The sequence below is a fragment of the Arthrobacter sp. C152 genome, assembly GCF_054890965.1.
In genome coordinates this window covers 56764-78960 of record NZ_JBTZSU010000018.1, presented here as the reverse complement: position 1 = coordinate 78960, position 22197 = coordinate 56764, and the positions used below count along the sequence as shown (strand labels likewise).

Sequence of the window (22197 nt, the reverse complement as noted above, 5' to 3'; positions counted from 1 at the left end):
GTCCAAGAACGGAACTTTGGCCGACGTCCGTCAAAGGTGAGCGGGGGTTTGGGGAAGGCCTGCCGGAGGTGCGCGGAGTTATCCACAAGCCCCTGCAGTCCAAGAACGGAACTTTGGCCGACGTCCGTCAAAGGTGAGCGGGGGTTTGGGGAGGGCCTGCCGGAGGTGAGCGGGGGTTTGGGGAGGGCCTGCCGGAGGTGAGCGGGGGTTTGGGGAAGGCCTGCCGAAGGTGAGCGGGGGTTTGGGGAAAACCTGCCGAAGGTGAGCGGGGGTTTGGGGAAGGCCTGCCAGAGGTGAGCGGGGGTTTGGGGAAGGCCTGCCAAAGGTGAGCGGGGGTTAGGTGAGGCCTACCGGGTTGCCGTCGGCGTCCACGTCCATCCTGAGGGCTGCAGGATCAGCGGGGAGGCCGGGCATGGTCATCACCGCACCGGTCAGGGCCACGATGAAGCCGGCACCCGTTTTGGGCAGCAGGTCGCGCACATGGATGGTGAACCCCTTCGGGGCGCCGAGACGGGAGGCGTCATCGGTGAAGGAGTACTGGGTCTTGGCCATGCAGACCGGCAGGGAGCCCCAGCCGTTCCGCTCGATGTCGGCCAGCCGCTTCAGTGCCGGCACCGAGAAGTCCACGCCGTCGGCCCCGTAGATCTCCTGGGCGATGGTCCGGATTTTGTCCTCCACAGGCAGCTCCAGGGGGTACAGATGGCGGAAATTGGTGAGCCGCTCCACGGCCTGGGCCACCAGCGCGGCAAGCTCGTCGCCGCCGTCGCCCCCGCCGCCGCGCCCCCACACATCGGCGACGGCGGCCTGCACGCCCTCGCCGGCACACCACGCCAGCAGCCAGTCGAGTTCCTCCGGCGTATCCGAGGAAAAACGGTTGATGGCCACCACGGGCGTGACGCCGAACTTCTCCACGTTCCGCACGTGCCGGCGCAGGTTGGCCACCCCGGCTTCGAGTGCGGACATGTCGGGCCGGCCCAGCCGGTCCTTGGTTACCCCGCCCTGCATTTTCAGGGCACGCACCGTTGCGACCACCACCACCGCAGAGGGGACCAGTCCGCCCACGCGGGCCTTGATGTCCATGAACTTCTCCGCCCCCAGGTCCGCCCCGAACCCGGCCTCGGTGACCACGATCTCCGCGAGCCGGCGGGCCGTCTGGGTGGCAATCAGGGAGTTGCAGCCGTGGGCGATGTTGGCGAACGGGCCGCCGTGCACCAGGGCGGGGGTCCCGGCGATGGTCTGCACCAGGTTGGGTTTGATGGCCTCTTTCAGCAGCAGGGTTAAAACTCCCTGCACGCCGAGGTCGGCCACAGTGACGGGAGTCCGGTCGTAGGTGTAGCCGAACGTGATCCTGCCCAGGCGCTCGCGGAGGTCCGCCAGGTCAGTGGCCAGGCAGAAGACGGCCATCACCTCGGACGCCACGGTGATGTCGAACCCGTCCTGCCTCGGCACCCCCTGCGTGGGGCCGCCGAGGCCGATGACCACCTCCCGGAGGGCGCGGTCGTTCATGTCCAGGACGCGCTTGAACGTCATCCGCCGCGGATCGATGTTCAGGGCGTTGCCCTGGTAGATGTGGTTGTCCACCAGCGCCATCAACGCATTGTTCGCCGAGGTGATCGCGTGGAAATCACCCGTGAAGTGCAGGTTGATCTCATCCATGGGCAGGACCTGGGAGTAGCCTCCGCCGGTGGCGCCTCCCTTCATCCCCAGGACCGGGCCCAGCGACGGCTCCCGCAGGGCGATCATCACCTTGTGCCCGGCGCGGGCCAGGGAATCGGCAAGCCCCACGGTGGTGGTGGATTTTCCTTCGCCGGCCGGGGTGGGGGACATGGCCGAAACCAGCACCACCTTCCCGTGCGGGGCCGGCGCAGCGAGCCTGGCGGGGTCGATCTTCGCTTTGAACCGGCCGTACTGTTCCAGGGCCTCAGCGTTAACACCGGCGGCGGCCGCGATCTCGCCGATAGGCCGGATCCGGGCGGCCCTGGCAATCTCAAGGTCAGTGGGAAGAGCAGACATCCTTGTCCTTTCCTGCGCAGTCTTTCCGTGCACCACGGACGGCGCCGGAGACCTGCCCCTAAGCTAACAGCACCGGGGCGGAGGATGAAGGAATTCAGGACGCAGGTACGGCAGGAGCCAGGCGCGGTGCCACAAAGTTCTCGACGGCGGCATGGTAGCTTTCGAGCGTGATGGCGGCAGTGCGCTGCCAGCCTGAGTTCTGGGCGCGGATTGCGGCTGCCCGCCCCAGGTCCTCGCGCGTGGCGGGGTCGTCATAGAGCGCTTCCAGGGCGTCCGCCCAGTCCGCGGGGTGGTGGCCATCCACCAGGAGCCCTGTGCGGCCGTGGAAGATCGCCCTCGACAACCCGCCCACGCGGGTGGCCACCACGGGTGTTCCGCACGCCTGCGCCTCAAGCGCCACCAGGCCGAAGGATTCGCTGAAGGAAGGCATCACCACCACGTCGGCCGCGCGGAACCAGGACGCCAGCTCAGGTGCCTTCACCGGCGGAAGCTGCGTGACGACGTCGTCCATTCCTGCCTCGGCGACCAAACGCCGGAGGTTGAACTCCTTGTTGCCGCTCAGCGAGCCCAGGATGGTGACCCGGAGGTCGATGTCGGGGCGGCGTTGGCGCAGCAGCGCCGCGGCCTTGACCAGCACCTGCGGCCCCTTCAGGCGCTGGATCCGCCCGGCGAACACCAGGTGGAACGTGTCTGTGCTGACGCCGTGCTCCGCACGGGACTTGGCCCGGAACGCCGGGGTGAAGGTGCCCAGGTCCACGCCGGGCGGCGCGATGTCGATGCGGTCGTAGGTGGCGCCGTAATGCGACACCAGTTCGGCGGCTTCGGCACTGGTGTTGGCGATCAGCCGCGCCGCGCCGTCGACGATGTGCTGCTCACCCATCTCGCGGCGCCGCGGTTCGGGCTGTTCCCCGGACTCGAGCAGCAGGTTCTTGACCTTGGCCATGGTGTGCATGGTGTGCACCAGCGGCACGCCCCACAGCTCGGACAGCTCCAGCCCGGCGATCCCGGACACCCAGTAGTGCGAGTGGATCACGTCGTAGCGGCCGTGCGGCTGGCGGCTCCGGATCTGTTCGATCTCCGCCACCATGGCGTGCAGCAGCCCGGGCAGCTCCTCCTTGGGGATCTTCCTCGGCGGCCCGGCCAGGACGTTGTGCACGCAGACCCCGGGATCGGGATGTTCGACGGCGGGCTGGCTGGCTGAGGTGGCGCGCGTGAAGATCTCCACCTCCACGCCGGCCTCCGCCAGCGCCGAGGCGAGTTCACGGATATAGACGTTCATGCCGCCGGCGTCACCGGAGCCCGGCTGCTCCATGGGGGAGGTGTGGAGGGAGAGCAAAGCGACCCTGCGGATCAGTGCCACGGGACCTCCTTCCGGCCACCGGCGCGCGTCAGCGGAACCGGCTGAGTGGACATTCGATAAAACACTACTCCTTCCTCAACGCCCGCCGCCCTGCCACCTCTTCCGCAGGTCCGGGAAGGCTTCCTCGTAGCCGGCCAGGAGCTTCGCGGCGAGGTCGTCCGAATCCACCAGCGGATGCCGGGCGAACGCCGCCAGTGCTGCGTCCCGGTTCCGTGCGGCTGCGGCCTCAACGGTGAGCCGCTCCACCTCCTTGACGCGCCGGAGCAGCCCGAGCTGCGGTTCCGCCGGTGCCTGCTGCGGCAGCGGGACGGCACCGGCGGGGGTGACGGTGCAGGGAATTTCGACGACGGCGTCCGCGGGCAGGCCGGGGATGGCGGGCTGGGGAGCGGCTTCTTCAGCCGCGGGATCCCTGGGCGGGACCGGCAGGCAGTTGCGTGTGTTCAGGACCAGCTGGGTGTCCCCGGTGCCGGCCGGGTTTCCGGAGAGCGCCCGCATGGCTGCCAGGGCAACCCGCTCGTAGCCGCCGCCGGCCAGGTCCTCGTCGTCGCGCTGTTCACCCTCGCGGCGGGCCTCGGCCAGGTACCCTTCTTCGCGGGAGCGGCGCGCCTCATCCCATAGCCGGTAGGCCTCTGCGCCGGCGGCGGCAAGCCGGGGGTAGAGGTCCTGCTGCTGGCCGTGGATGGTCTCGCCGCGGGTCCGGGACATGGCCTGCATGGACTGCCGCGCAGCCTCCAGCCGGTAGTAATAGAAGAGGTATTCGTTGGGAAGCAGGCGGAGGTCGGCCAGGAACTCCTGCGGGAACAGCCTGCCCTCCTCGAACGTCTGCAGCGCCGGGCCGTCCGCGAGCAGGTCCGGCAGCACGTTCCGGCCTCCGGACTCCAGCCGGTACAGCCAGCCCAGGTGGTTCAGCCCGTAGTAGCCCACGCCGTCGAGCCGTCCATCCGGCAACGCCAGGCCGGCAGCACGCGCGGCGCGGTGCACCAGGCCGCCCGCTGAGTCGCAGATCCCGATCACCCGCGGGCCAAGGACCGGGATCAGCGCTTCGGTGACCATACCGGCGGGGTTGGTGAAATTGATCAGCCACGCCTCCGGACAGTGTTCCCGCATCAAGCGCGCCAGTTCCAGCATGTGGGGGATGGTCCGCAGCGCGTAGGAAATGCCGCCGGCCCCTGTGGTTTCCTGCCCCAGCAGGCCCAGCCGCTGGGCCACTTTTTCGTCAGCAACCCGGCCCGCGGTACCGCCGGGCCGGATGGCGGCGAACACCATGCCAGCACCTGCCAGGGCCCCGGGAAGGTCGGTGGTTGCGTGGACGGACAGGGACGGACCGCGTCCGCCCGGCATGCTGCGCAGCACCGCGGTGACGGAATCCAGCCTGGCGGCATCGACGTCGTGCAGCACCAGTTCGGTGACCATTCCGGCATAGCGGCCCGACACGAGTGCCCGGTATATCAGCGGCACCCGGAAACCTCCGCCGCCGGCAATCAGAAGCCGCATACCCAGCAGTCTAGGCCCGCCGCTGGCCAGCCCGGATGCCGCCACGGCCCCTACCGAAGGACACCGGCACGGCGTATTGTGCCCAACATGGACGCGATTCCCGCCCGCCCGTTCGATCCCCTGGCCGCCGTCCGGTCGCCGGCCGAGCCGGGATTCGACGTGCTGCTGGCCGGCACGGTCTTCCAGGACATCATCTTCACCGGGCTGCCGCACGGCCCCGAGCCCGGCACCGAAATCTGGAGCGAGGGGATGGGCAGCTGCCCCGGCGGGGTGGCGAACCAGGCCATCGCCGCGGCCAGGCTGGGGCTGCGGACCGGGCTGGCCGCCGCGTTCGGGGACGACGGATACGGCGACTTCAACTGGAAGATCCTCTCCGGGCAGGAGCATGTGGACCTCAGCCTGTCCCGGCGCGTGCCGGGCTGGCACTCTCCGGTCACGGTGTCGCTGTGCGTGGACCAGGACCGTTCGCTGGTGACCCACGGCCACTCCGCGCCAGTGACCTGTTCCGAACTGATCGGCAACCCGCCCCCGGCGCTCGCCGGCATCGCCGAGGTGGGCCTGGAAGTGGAACCCTGGGCCCGCTCCGCTCACGCGGCCGGGGTGAAACTGTTCGGGGACGTGGGCTGGGATCCCAGCGGGGAGTGGGCACCCGTGCGGCTCGAAAACCTGCAGTATTTCCACGCCTTCCTGCCCAACCAGCGTGAGGCCATGGCCCTGACGGGCAAGGACAACCCGTGGAGTGCGCTCTACGCCCTGGCGGACCGTGTCCCCGTGGCCGTGGTGACGCTCGGCGCGCAGGGGGCGATGGCCGTCGACTCTGAAACGGGGGAGGAGGAGTGGGTTCCGTCGCTGCCGGTCAAGGCGCATGATCCCACCGGTGCCGGGGACTGCTTCGACGCCGCGTTCATCGTGGGGACCCTCGCCGGCTGGCCGCTGGGGAACCGGCTGCGGTTCGCCAACCTGTGCGCCTCGCTGGCCGTGCAGGAGGTGGGCGGCTCGCTGGCGGCGCCGGGCTGGGGTGACATCGCAGACTGGTGGAAGCGCGCCAATGCCCGCCCGGAACGGCAGACCAGCCAGTGGCTGCGGCGCTTCTCGTTCCTGGCCGAGATCCTCCAGGATGTTCCGCTCGCCGCCCAGCGCCGGGCAGCCGCCACGATCGCGCACCTTTCGGACGCCTGACCGCTGCCCGGGACGGCGATTATTCGGCCGGAAGCGCCAGCACTAGAATCAGTTAGGTGACTTACCCCGCAACAACCGGTGACTTCAGCGCTGCCCAGGGGCCCGACCCCCGCCATGAACGGTCCGCCGTGATCGACCTGGATGCCATCCGCCACAACGTCCGCCGGCTCGCGGCCGCGGCGTCCCCCGCGAAAGTCATGGCCGTCGTCAAAGCCGACGCCTATGGCCACGGCGCCGTGCCCGTGGCGCGCGCAGCCCTGCAGGCAGGCGCATCCTGGCTGGGCGTCGCACATATTTCCGAGGCCCTCGCGTTGCGCGCCGCCGGTATCGATGCGCCGCTGCTTGCCTGGCTGCACACCACCGACAGCAACTTCGGTGCCGCCGTGGCCGCCGGCGTCGACATCGGGTGCTCAGGGTGGGAACTGGAACGCATCGTGGCCGCGGCCCGGGAGCAGGAGCGCCCGGCGCGGGTGCACCTGAAGGTGGACACCGGCCTGGGCCGCAACGGGTGCGCGCCGGAGGACTGGGACCGGCTGGTGGGCGAAGCCGTGGAATACCAGGACCAGGGCCTGCTTCGCGTGGTGGGCATCTTCTCCCACCTGGCCGTGGCGGACGAACCCGAACGGCCCGAAACGGACCAGCAGGTGGCCGCGTTCCGGGAAGCGGTTGCCATCGCTGAAGACGCCGGCGTGGACCCGGAAGTGCGCCACCTTGCCAACACCCCGGCCACGCTCTCCCGGCCGGATACCCACTTCGACCTGGTCCGTGCGGGCCTGGGGCTCTACGGGCTCTCGCCCTTCGACGGGCAGACCTCCGCCGAGCTTGGCCTCCGGCCCGCCATGACGCTGCACACGCTGGTTTCTCAGTGCAAGGACGTCCCGGAGGGGCAGGGCGTCTCCTACGGCCTGCGCTACCACACCAGCGGGCCGAGCACCCTGGCACTGATTCCGTTGGGCTACGCCGACGGCGTCCCGAGGGTCGCCACCGGGGGCCCGGTCCGGGTGGCGGGCACGACCTACCCGGTGGTGGGGCGGATCGCCATGGACCAGATGGTCATCGACCTGGGGGCCGAGCACGCCGGAGAGGGGCTGCTCGGTGCGGAGGCGGTGCTGTTCGGCGACGGTGCCGACGGCGGCCCCACCGCCGACGACTGGGCCCGGGCAGCCGGAACCATCAACTACGAAATCGTGACCCGGATCAGTCCCCGGGTGCCGCGGCGCTTCATCAACGAGGACGATCCGGCCGCCGCCGGGGCCGGGCTCGCCGTGCATGGCGGGGCGGGGGCGGCATGAGCGGTCCAGCACAGCCGGCCCGGCCCAACTGGGAGAAGTCCTTTGCAGCGACGACGGCGGAACAGACGCAGGCGTTCGGCGAACGCCTCGCGGGGGTGCTGCAGGCCGGTGACCTCCTGGTGCTGTCCGGCGAGCTGGGGGCGGGGAAGACCACGTTCACGCAGGGCCTGGGGGAGGGGCTCGGTGTCCGCCCCGGCATCATCTCGCCCACGTTCGTCCTGGTCAGGATCCACCCCAACCTGCCCGAAGGTCCCCGCCCCGGTGGCCCCGACCTGGTACACGTCGATGCCTACCGGCTGGGCTCGGCCGCGGAGATCGACGACATCGACCTCGAAAACACCATGGACTCATCCGTCACCGTGGTCGAATGGGGCCACGACCGTGTGGAACACCTCAGCGAGAACAGGCTGGAAATCGACTTCCACCGGGCCATTGGCCTCGGTGCCGGTGCCCAGGCACAGCCCGGAACCCTGGACTTCGACACCGACGACACCGACGAACCCCGCACCATCGTGATGCGCGGGTACGGTCCGCGCTGGGCGGCCGCGCCGGACCTGGACGTCCGGGAAGGGAGCGCCCCATGCTGATCCTCGCCATCGACACCTCGGCGGTGGCCAGCGCCGCGCTGGTGTCCCATGACGCCCCCGAAGGCGTCGTCGCCAACTTCTCCACCGAGGACACCCGAAGCCACGCCGAGGTCCTCGCCCCCGGAATCCACGAAATGCTCGCGTCGGCGGGCGTCACCGGCCAGGACATCGACGCCATAGTGGTGGGCGTCGGACCGGGACCCTTCACCGGGCTGCGGTCGGGCATCGCCACGGCGCGCACCCTGGCCTTCGTCTGGGGGAAACCGCTGCACGGCGTGATGAGCCTGGACGCGGTGGCTTTGGAGGTCGCCGAATCCACCGCAGCGGTTCCCGAATTCCTGGTGGTGACCGATGCCCGCCGCAAGGAGGTCTACTGGGCACGCTACAGCCTCAGCGATGCCCAGTTGCCGCTGCTGGAGGACGGCCCGCACGTGGGGTTCGCCGCGGACCTGCCGGCGCTGCCCGCGTTCGGCGCCGGTGCCGGCCTCTACCCCGACGCCCTCAAAGCCGATCCGGACTTCGCGCAGGAGCAGCCTGACGCCCTCTACCTTGGCCAGTTCGCCCTCGCCCGGCTGGCATCCGGCGGCACCCTGCTGGACTCCACCCCCCTGTACCTGCGCGAATCCGATGCGCAGGTACCCGGACCACGGAAGCGGGCCCTGTGAGCGCAACACCTGGAACCGGACCCTCGGACGTGACCGTCCGGGACATGACGTTCGAGGATGTCCCGGCCGTCGAAGCCCTCGAGCAGCAGCTCTTTCCCATCGACGCCTGGCCGCTGCAGATGTTCCTGGACGAGCTCGCGCAGCCGGAAACCCGCCGCTACCTGGTGGCGGAAACCGGCGGCCGCATCGTGGGCTACGCCGGGCTGATGTGCATCGAGCCCATCGCGGACGTGCAGACCATCGCCGTCGTACCTGACTACGAGGGCCGGGGTATCGGCACCGCCCTGCTCACCATGCTGATTGCGGAAGCCCGGCGCCGCTGGGCAACGGAGGTGCTCCTGGAAGTCCGCGCAGACAACCCCCGTGCGCAGCATCTGTACGTGCGCTTCGGCTTCGAACAGATCCATGTCCGCCGCCGCTACTACCGGGACGGGGCGGACGCCCTCATCATGCGGCTCCAGCTCGCGGAAAGTCCGGTCACGGGCGCCCCGGATACCGGGGAAACGACGGAAGCAGGCAAGCAATGAACCGCACGCAGCCCCTCGTGCTCGGCATCGAATCGTCCTGCGACGAAACCGGCGTGGGAATTGTCCGCGGCACCGCCCTCCTCACCAACACCGTCTCTTCCTCGATGGACGAGCATGTGCGTTTCGGAGGCGTGATCCCCGAGATCGCCTCCCGTGCGCACCTGGACGCGTTCGTCCCCACGCTGGAGCAGGCGCTGGCGGAGGCGGGCGTGGAACTGGCCGACGTGGACGCCATCGCCGTCACATCCGGTCCCGGTCTGGCCGGTGCCCTCATGGTGGGCGTGTGTGCCGCGAAGGCCCTGGCCGTGGCCACCGGCAAGCCGCTGTACGCGATCAACCACCTGGTGGCCCACGTCGGCGTCGGACTGCTGGACGGCCGGGAGGACGGCAGGAAGCAGGTGCTGCCGGACAACCTCGGCGCCCTGCTGGTGTCCGGCGGCCACACCGAAATCCTGCAGATCAACAGCATCACCAGCGACGTGGAACTCCTGGGCTCCACCATCGACGACGCCGCCGGCGAGGCCTACGACAAGGTGGCCCGCATCCTCGGCCTCGGCTATCCCGGCGGCCCGGCCATCGACAGGATGGCCCGCACCGGCAACCCCAAGGCCATCCGCTTCCCTCGGGGCCTGACCCAGCCCAAGTACATGGGAACCGCCGACGAACCTGGCCCGCACCGGTACGACTGGTCCTTCAGCGGCCTCAAAACCGCCGTGGCCCGGTGCGTGGAACAGTTCGAGGCCCGCGGGGAGGAAATCCCCGTGGCCGACATCGCTGCCGCCTTCCAGGAAGCCGTGGTGGACGTGATCTCGTCCAAGGCCGTCCTGGCCTGCAGGGAACGCGGCATCAAGGACGTCCTGCTGGGCGGCGGTGTGGCGGCAAACTCACGCCTGCGCGAACTGACAGGGCAGCGCTGCGCGTCCGCCGGAATCCGGCTGCATGTTCCGCCGCTGGACCTGTGCACCGACAACGGTGCCATGGTGGCGGCCCTCGGTGCCCAGCTGGTCATGGCCGGTGTGGAACCCAGCGGGATCGGCTTCGCCCCGGACTCCTCGATGCCCGTGACGTCGGTGTCCCTCCCTGCCTGATCCCCGCGAAACACACAGTTGCTCTATCAGTTTTGGCTCTTAAACCACCGGTTTGGGGGCCATATCTGATGGAGCAGGTCAGGCGGTGGGGCCGTTGCGCATCTGCTTGACCAGGTCCAGGACGACGGCCTGCAGGTTCCCGCCGTTCTCGGCGGCGACCCGGCGCTGCCGCTGGTACCCGGCGCCCCGGCTGATGATCTTCTCGACGTCGGCGAGCTCGTCGGAGCAGCGCAGCTTCGCCGCCACCGGCTCGAGCCGGTTCAGCGTCTCCAACAGGTGCTCGGTGACCAGCTGCTCCTTCCCCGCCGCGTCCAGGATGATGATGGCGTCCATGCCGTACCGGGCGGCGCGCCACTTGTTCTCCTGGACGTGCCACGGCGGCATGGTGGGGATGGTGCCGCCGTTGTCCAGGATGGTGGAGAACTCGTCCACGAGGCACTGGGTGAGGGCGGCGATGGCGCCCACTTCCTCCAGCGTGGCCAGGCCGTCGCAGATGCGCATCTCGATGGTGCCCAGGGCCGGCACAGGCCGGATGTCCCACCGGATCTCGGAGATGGTGTCGATGACCCCGGTGGTGAACATGTCCTGGACGTAGGACTCGTATTCTTCCCAGGACGTGAACTGGAACGGCAGGCCGGCGGTGGGCAGCTGCTGGAACATCAGGGCGCGCTGGGAGGCGTAGCCGGTGTCCTCACCGCCCCAGAACGGGCTGGAGGCCGAGAGCGCCTGGAAATGCGGGAAGTAGTTGACCAGGCCGTCCAGCACCGGGAGGGCCTTGTCCCGGCTGTCCAGGCCCACGTGCACGTGCACGCCGTAAATCACCATCTGCCGGCCCCACCACTGGGTCCGGTCGATGAGTTTGGCGTAGCGTGCCTTGTCCGTCACCGGCTGAAGCTGCGGCGGGCTGAAGGGATGGCTGCCGGCGCAGAACAGCTCCACGCCCATGGGATCGGTGATCTCCCGGACGGCGGCCACGGACCGGGCCAGGTCATCCTTGGCCTCGGCCGCGGTTTCGCAGATGCCGGTGACCAGTTCCACGGTGTTCAGCAGCAGTTCCTGCTTGATGTGCGGATGCTCGTCATCCTCGTTGAGTTCGGGATGGCGGGACGCGACGCCGCGGAGCACCTGGTTGGCCACGGACGCCAGTTCGCCCGTCTTCCCGTCCACCAGCGCAAGCTCCCATTCAACACCGAGGGTTGACTGCCTCGATGACGCGAAGTCGATCTTCACACGCTTCCTCACTGTCCGGTTTGCCGCTGGCTGGTGCCGCTCACAGGCTGCAGCCGGCAGGCGAACGGATGGTCCAAGTCTAGTGCAGGGGTAGCATCGTATTGATGGCTCCGTTCCAGTACCTGCGTCACAGTCCGGCCCAATCCGTCCCCCTAATCCTGGCCTTGTCCGCCCTCGCACTGGCCTCCTGTACTGCCTCCCCAAGCCCGGCCCCGCCGTCGTCCACGCCTTCCACGGGCGCGTCCCCTTCCGCTGAAACACGGACGACGCCGGCACCACCTTCCGCGTCCACCTCGCCTGATCCCGGTTCCCGGCCCCTGGGCTGGGGACCCGAACAGCGGGACCAGGATGCCGCCGCCGCAGCTGTTGCGGCGATGACGCCGGAGGAGAAGGCCGGGCAGGTCCTGCTTCCGTCCTTCAAAGGCAACCAGGTGGATGCGCAGGTGGCGCTTATCCAGCGCCTGCACCTGGCCGGCTCCATCATCATGGGCGACAACGTCCCGCGCGATCCGCAGGGAAAGGTGGACGTCGGGGCCATGGGAGCCCTGAACCGGAAGCTGCTGCAGGCCGCGGCCGCGGACGGCCGGCCCTGGCCCGGGATCATCGCGGTGGACCAGGAAGGCGGCATGGTGGCCCGCCTGGGCGCCCCGCTGACGGAATGGCCGGCGCCGATGAGCTACGGCGCTGCCGGTAGCGAGGCGTTGACCCGGGAGGCCGGCAAGGGCGTCGCAGGAGAGCTGGTGCCCCTGGGCTTCAACCTCGATTTTGCGCCGGATACCGACGTCACCGTCGGCGCCCAGGACCCCACGATCGGCGCCCGGTCCATGTCCGCCGACCCCGGCGTGGCCGCCGCCCAGGGGGTTGCGTTCTCGCAGGGCATGCTGGCTGCCGGAGTGCTGCCGGTGGTGAAGCACTTCCCCGGGCACGGCTCCGTCACCGCCGACTCACACCTCAGCCTGCCCGTCCAGCCTGCAAGCGTCGAAGCACTCCGGGCCCGGGACTGGAAACCCTTCGAAGCGGCGGCCGCCGCCGGGCTGCCGGTCGCGATGACCGGGCACATCGCCGTACCCGCGCTGGAACCCGGCGTCCCGGCGTCGTTGTCAGCGCCCAACTACGCGGCCCTGCGCGGCCTGGGCTTCAATGGAGTCGCCGTGACCGACGCGCTCAACATGGGCGCGGTGGAGAACCAGTACCCGGCCGGCGCAGCCGCGGTGAAGGCCCTGGCCGCCGGCGCCGACCTGCTGCTGATGCCCGCCGACGTGGAGCAGGCGCACGCGGCGATCCTCCAGGCGCTGGCCTCCGGCAGCCTTCCCGCGGCACGCCTGGACGAGGCCGCCCGGCGGGTGGCGACCCTGATGACCTGGCACGCCCGGACCCCGGCCGCGGCGGGGACTGCGGGCGCAGGCGCCCCGGCGGGAAGTGGCGCGGCCCTGTCCGCCCGGGTGTCGGCGTCGGCCATCACTGTCCTGGCCGGTCCCTGCACGGGTGCCATGGTCCCCGGTGCTGTTCGCGTCGAGGGCGGGGGACCGGGGGACAAGGAACGCTTCGAGGCCGCTGCCCGCCGTGCCGGCCTGGCCGTCGGATCCGGGCCGCTTGTGAGCCTCATCGGGTACGGCGGAAAGCCGGCCGGCGGGGACATCGCCGTCGCCCTCGACGCGCCGTGGCCGCTTCAGGACTCCGGCGCGCCGGTGAAGCTGGCGCTGTACGGCCGCAGTGACACCGCCTTCGACGCGCTGGCCGCCGTGCTCGCCGGGAAGGCGCCGGCGCGCGGGAAGCTGCCAGCCGCCGTCGGGCCCTATCCCGCAGGTACCGGCTGCGGTTGACCCAAGGAGGTAGCGCGAACTGGCGTTTCGACGCGTCAGAACGACAGTTGGCGCTACTCAGTTGGGTGGACCGCTTTAATGGTCAGGTGCCCATTCTGAATAAAGACATGACCCTCTGCATCTCGCTCTCGGCCCGCCCCAGCAACAACGGGACCCGGTTCCACAACCACCTGTACGAACAGCTGGGCCTGAACTGGATCTACAAGGCGTTCGCCCCCACCAACCTGGAGCAGGCCATCGCCGGCGTGCGGGGCCTGGGAATCCGCGGATGCGCCATTTCCATGCCGTACAAGGAAGACGTCATCGCCCTGGTGGACGAGATGGACCCGTCAGCCAAGGCCATCGACTCGGTCAACACCATCGTCAACGCGGACGGGCACCTCAAGGCGTACAACACCGACTACACGGCGATCGAGCAGCTCCTGGCATCCAACAACGTCCCCACCGGTTACTCCGTGCTGGTCCAGGGCGCGGGCGGCATGGCCAAGGCCACGGTGGCCGCTTTGCGGGACGCCGGCTTCAAGGACGTCACCGTGATCGCCCGGAACGAGGCTGCCGGGCGGGCGCTCGCTGACCAGTACGGGTTCCAGTGGCGTGCCGCGCTCGACGGCGGGACGGCCGACCTGATCATCAATGTCACCCCCATCGGCATGGCCGGGGGAGCGGAAGCGGACGCACTGTCCTTCCCTGCGGAGGCCATTGACGCGGCGCGCGTGGTTTTCGACGTGGTGGCGCTGCCAGCCGAGACGCCGCTGGTCAAGGCTGCCCGCGCAGCCGGCAAACCCGTGATCACGGGAGCGGAGGTGGCCACCATCCAGGCGCTGGAGCAGTTCGTCCTCTACACGGGCGTCACACCCACGCCGGAGCAGGTGCGGGCCGCCGAGGAGTTCATGCGCGCCCAGTAGGGCCGCTAGACGGGTTCCATCACGATGGCTACCCGGTCCTCACCGATGCGGGTCAGGACCAGGGTGGCCGTCCGGCCGCCCTTCTTGGCGTTCTTCCCTCCGGGCAGCAGTTGCTTCCGCAGCTCCTCCGGGGTCACCGCGGTGCCGCGCTTCTTGATGTCCAGGACGGTGATGCCCTCCTGCTTCACCCAGGCTTTGAGGGCCTTGACGTTGTACGGCATCACGTCCACCACTTTGTAGGCCCGGGCGAAGGGCGTGTCCCGCAGCTCCGGCGCGCAGATGTAGGCGATGTGCTCATCCACCAGGTGCCCGCCGAGCTGCAGCGCTACGTCGGCCACCAGGCCTGCCCGGATCACGGCCCCGTCCGGCTCGTACAGGTAGCCTTCCACCGGCCCCACCGGGGCCTGCGGGCCGGCGCCGAAGTCGTCTCCGCTGGTCAGCTCCGCCGCTCCCGAGGCGCCCAGGACCAGGGCGGCGCGCCGGACGCCGGGCCGGCGCACCGCGTTGAACCACAGGGTGACCTCGGTGACGTCGCCGGCCACGGACACCCACTGGGCCTCGCAGCCGCCGGGCACCGAGTCGTGCGGCATGCCCGGCCCCATCTTGACGCCCACGGCTTTTCCTGATGCCGCCAGCTGCTCCACGAAGGACAGCGGCGGCGAGAACGCCTCCGGGTCCCAGATCCGTTTAGTACCGGACGTGGAGGTGACACGCCGGGCGGGATCCAGCCAGACGCCGTCGATACCCTCCAGCGGAACCGCCGCGGCATCGGCGTGCAGCACCGTGGCGTTGGGGAACGGGATGAGGTTCACCGTGGCGCACGCCGCGGTTGTTTCGTCCGTGTCGACGGCGGTGACGGCCACGTCCAGGGAGGCCAGCGCCAGCGAGTCGGCGCCGAGGCCGCAGCCCAGGTCCGCCACGTGGCTGATCCCGGCCGCGGCGAACCGCTTGGCGTGGTGGGCGGCCACGTTCAGCCGTGTGGCCTGCTCGAGGCCGGCCTGGGTGAAGAGCATCTGGCTGGCGAACTCGCCGAACTTCGCCTGCGCCCTGGTCCGAAGCCTCGATTGCGTCAGGACAGCGGAGACCAGTCCGGCCGGGTGTCCGGCCTTGCGCAGGGCCGCGTTGAGCGCGTAGGAATCCTCGTCGCGGTACGGGCCCAGGGACGCCAGCAGGTCCCATCCTTCGGGGGTCAGCAGCGGTGCGATCTGGTCCTGTGCAGTCTGGTCCTGGGGAGCGTGAGCCATGGGTTCCAGCCTAGTGGAGGAGCGTGCGCCGGGATGCCGATAGTGTTGACGGCATGGAAGACAACGCAGCCTCCGGGCCCGCCGGCGAACAGCGGCCCACGCCCCGGGGGTTTGCCCGGTTCGCCCGCCCCGTGCTGATCGCCGCCGCCGTGGTGGCCGTGGTCTGCGTTGCGCTGCTGGTGATCATCTTCCTTTTGGACACGTTCAACGCCACCGTCTATTCGGTGGGCGGCAACAACATCACCGACGACACCCAGGAGGCGCGGGACATCCGGGGGCTGTACGACGGCGCCCGGGCAGGCAGCATTTTCTTCCTCGTTACCGCGGTGCTCGCCGCAGCGGCGGCCGGGTGGGTGCTCTTCCGCGGGCGGGGCCAGGGCGAAGGTGACGCCGAGGGCGGCGAGGACGTCCACTTCGACGACCTGGGCCGGTAGCGCCGGGCACCACGTGCGGGCCCGCCGTCGTCGTAAATCCTCACAAAGCGGGTACGCCCACAACGAAACGTTGGCACTCACCTTGACCGAGTGCTAACCCTTACATAGAGTCTTCATTAGCACTCTCCCTAGGAGGGTGCTAACACATGAAGAGCTGCCAGCCAGGCTGCTGCCGGCACCGCGACGACGGTTTGCCAGCTACGGCGGAAAGCTTTCCAGTCCACGAATTTGCTGACGAAAAGGAGAGGTCCGAGTGTCGGTCTCTATTAAGCCTCTTGAGGATCGTATTGTTGTCCGCCCGCTCGAAGCCGAGCAGACCACGGCTTCCGGCCTGGTCATCCCGGACTCCGCCCAGGAGAAGCCGCAGGAAGGCGAAGTTGTTGCAGTAGGCCCCGGCCGCTTCGAAGATGGCAACCGCGTTCCGGTCGACGTAGCCGTCGGCGACGTCGTCATCTACTCCAAGTACGGCGGAACCGAAGTCAAGACCGGCGGCACCGAGTACCTCGTGCTGTCCGCCCGCGACGTCCTGGCGATCGTCGTCAAGTAACTCTTTCGGATCCCCGTGCCGCCGGCCACGCTTATGCTGGCCGGCAGTGCGGGGTTTCTGTCTTTGAAAGGACAAAACCATGGCAAAGCAGCTTGCGTTTGACGACGCTGCCCGCCGGGCCCTCGAGGCCGGCATCGATAAGCTCGCCAACACCGTCAAGGTGACGCTCGGCCCGCGTGGCCGCAACGTCGTCCTGGACAAGAAGTGGGGCGCACCCACCATCACGAACGACGGCGTCACCATCGCCCGCGAAGTCGAGCTTGACGACCCCTACGAGAACCTTGGCGCGCAACTGGCCAAGGAAGTAGCCACCAAGACCAACGATGTTGCCGGTGACGGCACCACCACCGCGACGGTCCTGGCCCAGGCCCTGGTCAAGGAAGGCCTGCGCAACGTTGCAGCTGGCGCTGCCCCCGGCCAGATCAAGCGCGGCATCGAAGTTGCGGTTGAGGCCGTGGCCGCCCGCCTGCTGGAGAACGCACGCCCCGTCGAGGGCACCCAGGTGGCAAACGTTGCCGCCATCTCCGCCCAGAGCGACGAAATCGGCGAACTGCTCGCCGAGGCCTTCGGCAAGGTGGGCAAGGATGGTGTGATCACCATCGAAGAGTCCTCCACCACCCAGACCGAACTGGTCCTCACCGAGGGCATGCAGTTCGACAAGGGCTACCTGTCCCCGTACTTCGTCACCGACGCAGAGCGCCAGGAAGCAGTCCTCGAGGACGCCCTCATCCTGATCAACCAGGGCAAGATCTCCTCCATCCAGGAATTCCTGCCGCTGCTCGAGAAGGCACTGCAGGCGTCCAAGCCGCTGTTCATCATCGCCGAGGACGTTGAGGGCGAGGCCCTGTCCACCCTGATCGTCAACCGCATCCGCGGCACCCTGAACGTCGTTGCAGTCAAGGCTCCCGGCTTTGGCGACCGCCGCAAGGCCATGCTGCAGGACATCGCCACCCTCACCGGCGCACAGGTTGTCTCCCCGGAACTGGGCCTGAGCCTGGACACCGTTGGCCTCGAGGTGCTCGGTACCGCCCGCCGCATCACCGTCACCAAGGACAACACCACCATCGTGGACGGCGCCGGTTCGGCCGAGGACGTAGCGGCACGCGTTGCCCAGCTGCGCGCCGAGCTGACCCGCACCGACTCCGACTGGGACCGTGAAAAGCTCCAGGAGCGCCTGGCCAAGCTGGCCGGCGGCATCGGCGTCATCAAGGTTGGCGCTGCCACCGAGGTTGAGCTGAAGGAGAAGAAGCACCGCATCGAGGACGCCGTGTCCTCCACCCGCGCTGCCCTCGAAGAAGGCATCGTGGCCGGCGGCGGTTCCGCCCTCATCCACGCCCTCAAGGCACTGGACGAGGACGCTGCCGTCAACGCACTCGAAGGTGACGCCGCGGCTGCCGTCGGCATTGTCCGCCGGGCCCTGGTCCAGCCGCTGCGCTGGATCGCCCAGAACGCCGGCTTCGACGGCTACGTGGTTACCTCCAAGGTGGCCGAGCTCGAAACCAACAACGGCTTCAACGCCAAGTCCGGCGAGTACGAGGACCTGATCGCGGCGGGCGTCATCGACCCCGTCAAGGTCACCCGTGCAGCCCTCCGCAACGCGGCCTCCATCGCCGCCCTGGTTCTCACCACCGAGACCTTGGTCGTGGAGAAGCCCGCCGAAGAGGACGAGCACGCAGGCCACAGCCACTGACGATGCACGTTTCCTGAATAAACAAGAAACCGGTCCAGCTTTGCTGGGCCGGTTTTTTGGTGTCTGCGTTAGTGGACAGTGGGGCTAGCCTGCGTCCATCTCCAGTGTTTGGACGTCTCCGGCGGGTTCGTACACCAGGGATACGGATCCTTTGGGGAAGCTGCGTGCCGGCTCGGCGAGGCGGAAGGTGGCGGGGACCGTCCCGGTGTCGAAGAGGCGCTTGCCCTGGCCAAGGACCACTGGGTAAAGCCAGAGGTTCAGGCGGTCCAGGACGTCCGCCGACAGCAGGGAACGGATCAGGGCGCCGCTGCCGAACATGTGGATCTGCCCGTATTGCCCGCGGAGCCTGCCAGCCGCCTGGGCATCCGGCAGGACAGTGGTGCCTGCCCAGTCCGCGTTTGCCAGGGTGCCGGAGACAACGAATTTGGGCACCCGGTTGAGGACGTCGGCAATCTCACCGGACTGGTGGGGCCAGTACGACGAAAAAATGTCGTAGGTCTTCCGGCCAAGGAGCAGCGCATCAATCCGGCTGATCTCGGCCCCGATGGATGCGGCAGCCTCCTCGTCGGACACCGGCGCCTGCCAGCCGCCAAAGGAAAACCCGTCCTCGGTATCTTCCTCGCGGCCGCCGGGGGCCTGGTAGACGCCGTCGAGGGTGATAAACAGGTTCGCGACGATGATCCCCATCCGCCCATTGTGGAACCGGGCACCAGCCCTGTCCAGTGCCGGCGGGCGTGGCAGACTGGTGGCATGCTGCTCGACGAGCTTGTGGAAACCACCGAAGCCGTCGCCTCGACCCGGTCGCGGCTGGCAAAGGTCGAGGCCCTTGCCGGCGTTCTGCGCCGTCTTGAGCCCGCGGAGATCCCGATGGCGGTCGGCCTGCTCACTGCCAAACCGCGGCAAGGCCGCGTGGGCGTCGGCTGGCGCGGCATCGCGGCGGTCAAAGGCGAACCGGCCGCTGCGCCCAGCCTAACGGTGGGCGACCTTGACACTGCACTGGACAGGCTGCTTGCCACGTCCGGAGCCGGGTCCGCGGCGGAGCGCACGGCCATCCTCCGTGCACTGATGGCCGCAGCCACGGCGCGCGAGCAGGGATTCATTGCCGGAGTGCTCCTTGGGGAACTCCGGACCGGCGCCCTGGAAGGCGTCCTGACTGATGCCGTTGCCCGCGCCGCAGACCGGCCGGTGGACGCCGTGCGCCGCGCGGCCATGCTTTCGGGTGACCTCGGCGGTACGGCACTGCTTGCCCTCACGGGCACAGCGGACGAACTGGACGCCGTCGGCCTCGTGGTCGGCCGTCCCGTCCAGCCCATGCTTGCCGCAACCGCCGCCAGCGCGGGCGAAGCCCTGGCGGCCACGGGGGAGGCCTCGGTGGAATACAAGCTCGACGGCGCACGCATCCAGGTGCACCGGACCGGCGATGACGTCAGCATCTACACCCGGAACCTCGCCGAGGTGACGCACCGGCTGCCGGAGGTAGTGGAGGTGGTGCGCGCATTGCCCGTCCGCGACGTGATCCTCGACGGCGAGACGCTGGCCCTGGACGAGGACGGCGGGCCGCGCCCGTTCCAGGAGACCATGTCCCGGTTCGGCGCGGACGCCGCGCGCACCACCGTCCTGCACCCCTGGTTCTTCGACGTGCTCCATATCGACGGGCGCGACCTGCTGGACGAGCCGTTGTCCACGCGGATCGGCGTGCTTGAACGGATCGCTCCCGCGCACCGGATTCCGGGCGAAATCACTGCGGACCCGGCGGTCGCCGAACGGGTGTCCCGGGATGCGCTGGCCGCAGGCCATGAGGGAGTGGTGGTGAAGGCGGTGGAGTCCGTCTACGCTGCGGGGCGGCGTGGTTCGAACTGGGTCAAGGTCAAGCCCGTGCTCACCTACGACCTGGTGGTGCTCGCCTGCGAATGGGGCTCGGGCCGGCGCACCGGGATGCTGTCCAACCTGCACCTTGGCGCCCTCGACCCGGAAGGGGAATTCGGTGAACCCGGTGCCCTCGTGATGGTGGGCAAGACGTTCAAGGGCCTGACGGACGAGTTGCTGCGCTGGCAGACCGAACGGTTCCAGGAGCTGGAGGTGCGGCGCACGGCCGGTACGGTCTGGGTGGAGCCGGTCACAGTGGTGGAGGTGGCCATCGACGGGGTGCAGCAGTCGCCGCGCTATCCGGGTGGCATCGCCCTCCGGTTCGCCAGGGTGAAACGCTACCGCGACGACAAAGCCGCAGCTGGGGCGGACACCATCCAGACCCTTCGCGCGCTCCTGCGGGGGTAGCCGAAACCATGCGGGACCAGCAGCTGCAGGCTGCTTGTCCCGCCTGTACCGCGGGCGTACGGTGGCGCTTAAGCATGCTGGGATGAAGCGTGCGCAGGTTTGCGTCGCCTGCACGGGTTGTGACCTGCACGACGGCGGGCGGCCAGGTGGAGAGGGATGCGGAAGGAGGCCGGGGTGTCGGCGGAGACGGGCATTGACCAGGGCCGGTCGGCCTTTCGCGAGCACCGCTGGACCGATGCGTTCGAAAGCTTCCGGGACGCGGACCAGCGTGGCGGGCTGCCGGCGGCTGATATTGAGCGGCTTGCGACGGCGGAGATCCTGACGGGCAGCGCTGGCAGCGGCCTTGAGTCGCTCACGCGGGCCCATGAGGAGTACCTGGTGGTGGGTGACATCGCCGGAGCGGCACGCTGCGCTGCGTGGATGGCGATCCACCTCATGAACAGGGGCGAGAACGCCCGTGCCGCCGGGTGGCTGGCACGCGGGCAACGGCTGGTGGACGAACTTCCCCAACCGGATGCCGTGGAGGGTTTCCTGCTCATTCCAGCGGCCCTTGGCAAGCTGTACGGCGGAGATCCGCAGACAGCCCTGCAGCTGTTTACCCGGATGGGGAAGATTGCCCAGCGGTTCCAGGACAAGGATCTTGCCGCGCTGTCCCTGCTCGGATCGGGCCAGGCCACCTTGGCACTGGGCCGCGCCGGGGAGGGCCTGCAGATGTTCGATGAAGTGATGGTGGCGGTAACCGCCGGGGAACTCTCCGCCGTGCCGTCCGGCATCGCGTACTGCGCCGTCATCGGGAACTGCCATGTGGCCTTCGACCTGGAACGGGCACTGCAGTGGACGGCAGCCCTGGACAGCTGGTGCCGCGCCCGGCCGGACATGGTTGCCTTCAGCGGCCAGTGCCAGGCCCACCGCGCGGAGCTTTTCCGGCAGCACGGGGCGTGGTCCGAAGCGCTGGCGGCCGCACGGGCGGCGCAGGAGCGGTCCGCCGGCGGCGACCCCCAGGCACTGTACGGCGGCTACTACCAGCAAGGTGAGGTGCAGCGGCTGACTGGCCAGCTGGAAGAGTCTGAAGCTTCCTACAGGGAGGCGGCCCGCAGCGGCTACGAACCGCAGCCGGGCCTTGCCCTTCTCTGGCTGGCCCGGGGGGAAGCATTGCGGGCGCAGGCCATGATCCGCCGGGCGTCCGCGCTGGCAGACACGGCCACCCGGCGCCATTTGCTGCCCGCCCTGGTGGAGATCGAACTGGCCGTGCCGGATCTTTCCGCCGCCCGCCAGGGTGCAGAGGACCTGGTCCGCTTCGCCGGCGAATGCCCCATGCCCATGGTCCGCGCACTCGCCCGGCACGCAGACGGCGCGGTGAGCCTGGCCGAAGGCGACCCCGCCGGAGCGTCACGTGCCCTGCGGGAGGCCTGGCACCTCTGGCGTGGCCTTGAGGTGCCGTATGAAGCCGCGCGCTGCAGGACGCTCGTTGGGCGGGCATGCCTGGAGCTCGGCGACGAAACATCGGCACGGATGGAATTTGAGGCGGCCCACGCGGAGTTCCTGGAGTTGGGGGCGGCCCCAGCAGCAGCCTGGACGGCTTCCCTTTTGCGCAAAGACGACGGCGGCACCCCCGGGCCCTTGACGCCGCGGGAAATCGACGTGCTCCGGCTCGTCGCGTCCGGCCAAGGAAACCGTGCCATCGCCGCCGCGTTGTTCCTCAGCGAGAAGACGGTGGCCCGGCACATCAGCAACATCTTCCTGAAGCTTGGCCTCACCTCCAGGGCGGCGGCCACCAGGTACGCGTTCGAACAGGGAATCGCGGGCTGACAGGGACTGCACACAATGACCCATCAGCGCCTGCCG

General features: G+C 69.2%; 19 protein-coding genes. 13 read left to right on the top strand and 6 right to left on the bottom strand.

The annotated features are described in order from the left end of the window. Positions 1–336: 336 nt before the first annotated feature. The 3 genes from ACYSM9_RS13620 to ACYSM9_RS13610 form a co-directional block, all read right to left on the bottom strand. Complete coding sequence (locus tag ACYSM9_RS13620) at positions 337–2013, bottom strand: formate--tetrahydrofolate ligase (protein ID WP_461857491.1); 1677 nt, start codon at positions 2011–2013, stop codon at positions 337–339. Between the two features lie 94 nt (positions 2014–2107). Beyond that, complete coding sequence (gene mshA / locus ACYSM9_RS13615) at positions 2108–3373, bottom strand: D-inositol-3-phosphate glycosyltransferase (RefSeq protein WP_461857490.1); 1266 nt, start codon at positions 3371–3373, stop codon at positions 2108–2110. Between the two features lie 75 nt (positions 3374–3448). Continuing rightward, on the bottom strand, positions 3449–4867 hold the full coding sequence (locus ACYSM9_RS13610; protein WP_461857489.1) for a family 4 glycosyl hydrolase: 1419 nt from the start codon (positions 4865–4867) through the stop codon (positions 3449–3451). Positions 4868–4954: 87 nt separating this feature from the next. Between ACYSM9_RS13610 and ACYSM9_RS13605 the strand changes: the two genes are divergently transcribed. Genes ACYSM9_RS13605 through tsaD form a run of 6 tightly spaced genes read left to right on the top strand, consistent with a single transcriptional unit; the run spans position 4955 to position 10205 of the window. Then, a complete protein-coding gene (locus tag ACYSM9_RS13605) occupies positions 4955–6046 on the top strand; it encodes a carbohydrate kinase family protein (protein ID WP_461857488.1) in 1092 nt (363 codons plus the stop codon). A 56-nt stretch (positions 6047–6102) separates the two neighbouring features. Next, positions 6103–7338: an alanine racemase gene (gene alr / locus ACYSM9_RS13600; RefSeq protein WP_461857487.1), complete on the top strand. Its 1236-nt coding sequence runs from the start codon at positions 6103–6105 to the stop codon at positions 7336–7338. Continuing rightward, positions 7335–7925 (top strand): tRNA (adenosine(37)-N6)-threonylcarbamoyltransferase complex ATPase subunit type 1 TsaE, encoded by a 591-nt coding sequence (gene tsaE, locus ACYSM9_RS13595; RefSeq protein WP_461857486.1) that lies wholly within the window; start codon positions 7335–7337, stop codon positions 7923–7925. Before alr ends, tsaE begins: the two co-directional genes overlap by 4 nt. Beyond that, positions 7919–8590, top strand: a complete 672-nt coding sequence (gene tsaB / locus ACYSM9_RS13590) for a tRNA (adenosine(37)-N6)-threonylcarbamoyltransferase complex dimerization subunit type 1 TsaB (protein WP_461857485.1) — start codon at positions 7919–7921, stop codon at positions 8588–8590. The genes tsaE and tsaB overlap by 7 nt, the downstream gene beginning before the upstream one ends. 44 nt (positions 8591–8634) lie before the next feature. Then, positions 8635–9117, top strand: a complete 483-nt coding sequence (gene rimI, locus ACYSM9_RS13585) for a ribosomal protein S18-alanine N-acetyltransferase (protein ID WP_461857498.1) — start codon at positions 8635–8637, stop codon at positions 9115–9117. Further along, positions 9114–10205 carry a tRNA (adenosine(37)-N6)-threonylcarbamoyltransferase complex transferase subunit TsaD gene (gene tsaD / locus ACYSM9_RS13580; RefSeq protein WP_461857484.1) on the top strand — a complete coding sequence of 364 codons (1092 nt, stop codon included), beginning with the start codon at positions 9114–9116 and terminating at the stop codon, positions 10203–10205. The genes rimI and tsaD overlap by 4 nt, the downstream gene beginning before the upstream one ends. A 78-nt stretch (positions 10206–10283) precedes the next feature. Here the strand turns inward: tsaD and ACYSM9_RS13575 are convergent, their stop codons facing one another. Further along, the gene (locus ACYSM9_RS13575) at positions 10284–11435 is read right to left on the bottom strand and encodes a glutamate--cysteine ligase (protein ID WP_461857483.1); all 1152 of its coding nucleotides are present in this window, start codon (positions 11433–11435) and stop codon (positions 10284–10286) included. A 374-nt stretch (positions 11436–11809) separates the two neighbouring features. Between ACYSM9_RS13575 and ACYSM9_RS13570 the strand changes: the two genes are divergently transcribed. Then, positions 11810–13258 (top strand): glycoside hydrolase family 3 N-terminal domain-containing protein, encoded by a 1449-nt coding sequence (locus ACYSM9_RS13570; RefSeq protein WP_461857497.1) that lies wholly within the window; start codon positions 11810–11812, stop codon positions 13256–13258. 86 nt (positions 13259–13344) lie between these two features. Further along, a complete protein-coding gene (locus ACYSM9_RS13565; protein WP_461857482.1) occupies positions 13345–14163 on the top strand; it encodes a shikimate 5-dehydrogenase in 819 nt (272 codons plus the stop codon). A gap of 5 nt (positions 14164–14168) precedes the next feature. On the opposite strand, the gene ACYSM9_RS13560 is transcribed toward ACYSM9_RS13565, so the two are convergent. Further along, a complete protein-coding gene (locus ACYSM9_RS13560; RefSeq protein ID WP_461857481.1) occupies positions 14169–15407 on the bottom strand; it encodes a THUMP-like domain-containing protein in 1239 nt (412 codons plus the stop codon). 53 nt (positions 15408–15460) lie between these two features. On the opposite strand from ACYSM9_RS13560, the gene ACYSM9_RS13555 reads away from it, so the two are divergent. The 3 genes from ACYSM9_RS13555 (at position 15461) to groL (ending at position 18078) form a co-directional block, all read left to right on the top strand. Then, positions 15461–15841: a hypothetical protein gene (locus tag ACYSM9_RS13555; RefSeq protein ID WP_461857480.1), complete on the top strand. Its 381-nt coding sequence runs from the start codon at positions 15461–15463 to the stop codon at positions 15839–15841. Between the two features lie 253 nt (positions 15842–16094). Then, a complete protein-coding gene (gene groES, locus ACYSM9_RS13550) occupies positions 16095–16388 on the top strand; it encodes a co-chaperone GroES (protein WP_003805290.1) in 294 nt (97 codons plus the stop codon). Positions 16389–16467: 79 nt separating this feature from the next. Further along, positions 16468–18078, top strand: a complete 1611-nt coding sequence (gene groL / locus ACYSM9_RS13545) for a chaperonin GroEL (RefSeq protein WP_461857479.1) — start codon at positions 16468–16470, stop codon at positions 18076–18078. Between the two features lie 84 nt (positions 18079–18162). Here the strand turns inward: groL and ACYSM9_RS13540 are convergent, their stop codons facing one another. Continuing rightward, complete coding sequence (locus tag ACYSM9_RS13540; protein ID WP_461857478.1) at positions 18163–18765, bottom strand: dihydrofolate reductase family protein; 603 nt, start codon at positions 18763–18765, stop codon at positions 18163–18165. A 63-nt stretch (positions 18766–18828) separates the two neighbouring features. Here ACYSM9_RS13540 and ACYSM9_RS13535 point away from each other — a divergent pair, with 63 nt between their 5' ends. Beyond that, positions 18829–20352, top strand: coding sequence for an ATP-dependent DNA ligase (locus ACYSM9_RS13535; RefSeq protein WP_461857477.1), 1524 nt, complete (start codon positions 18829–18831; stop codon positions 20350–20352). A gap of 174 nt (positions 20353–20526) precedes the next feature. Further along, positions 20527–22161, top strand: a complete 1635-nt coding sequence (locus ACYSM9_RS13530) for a LuxR C-terminal-related transcriptional regulator (protein ID WP_461857476.1) — start codon at positions 20527–20529, stop codon at positions 22159–22161. The last annotated feature ends 36 nt before the right edge of the window (positions 22162–22197 follow it).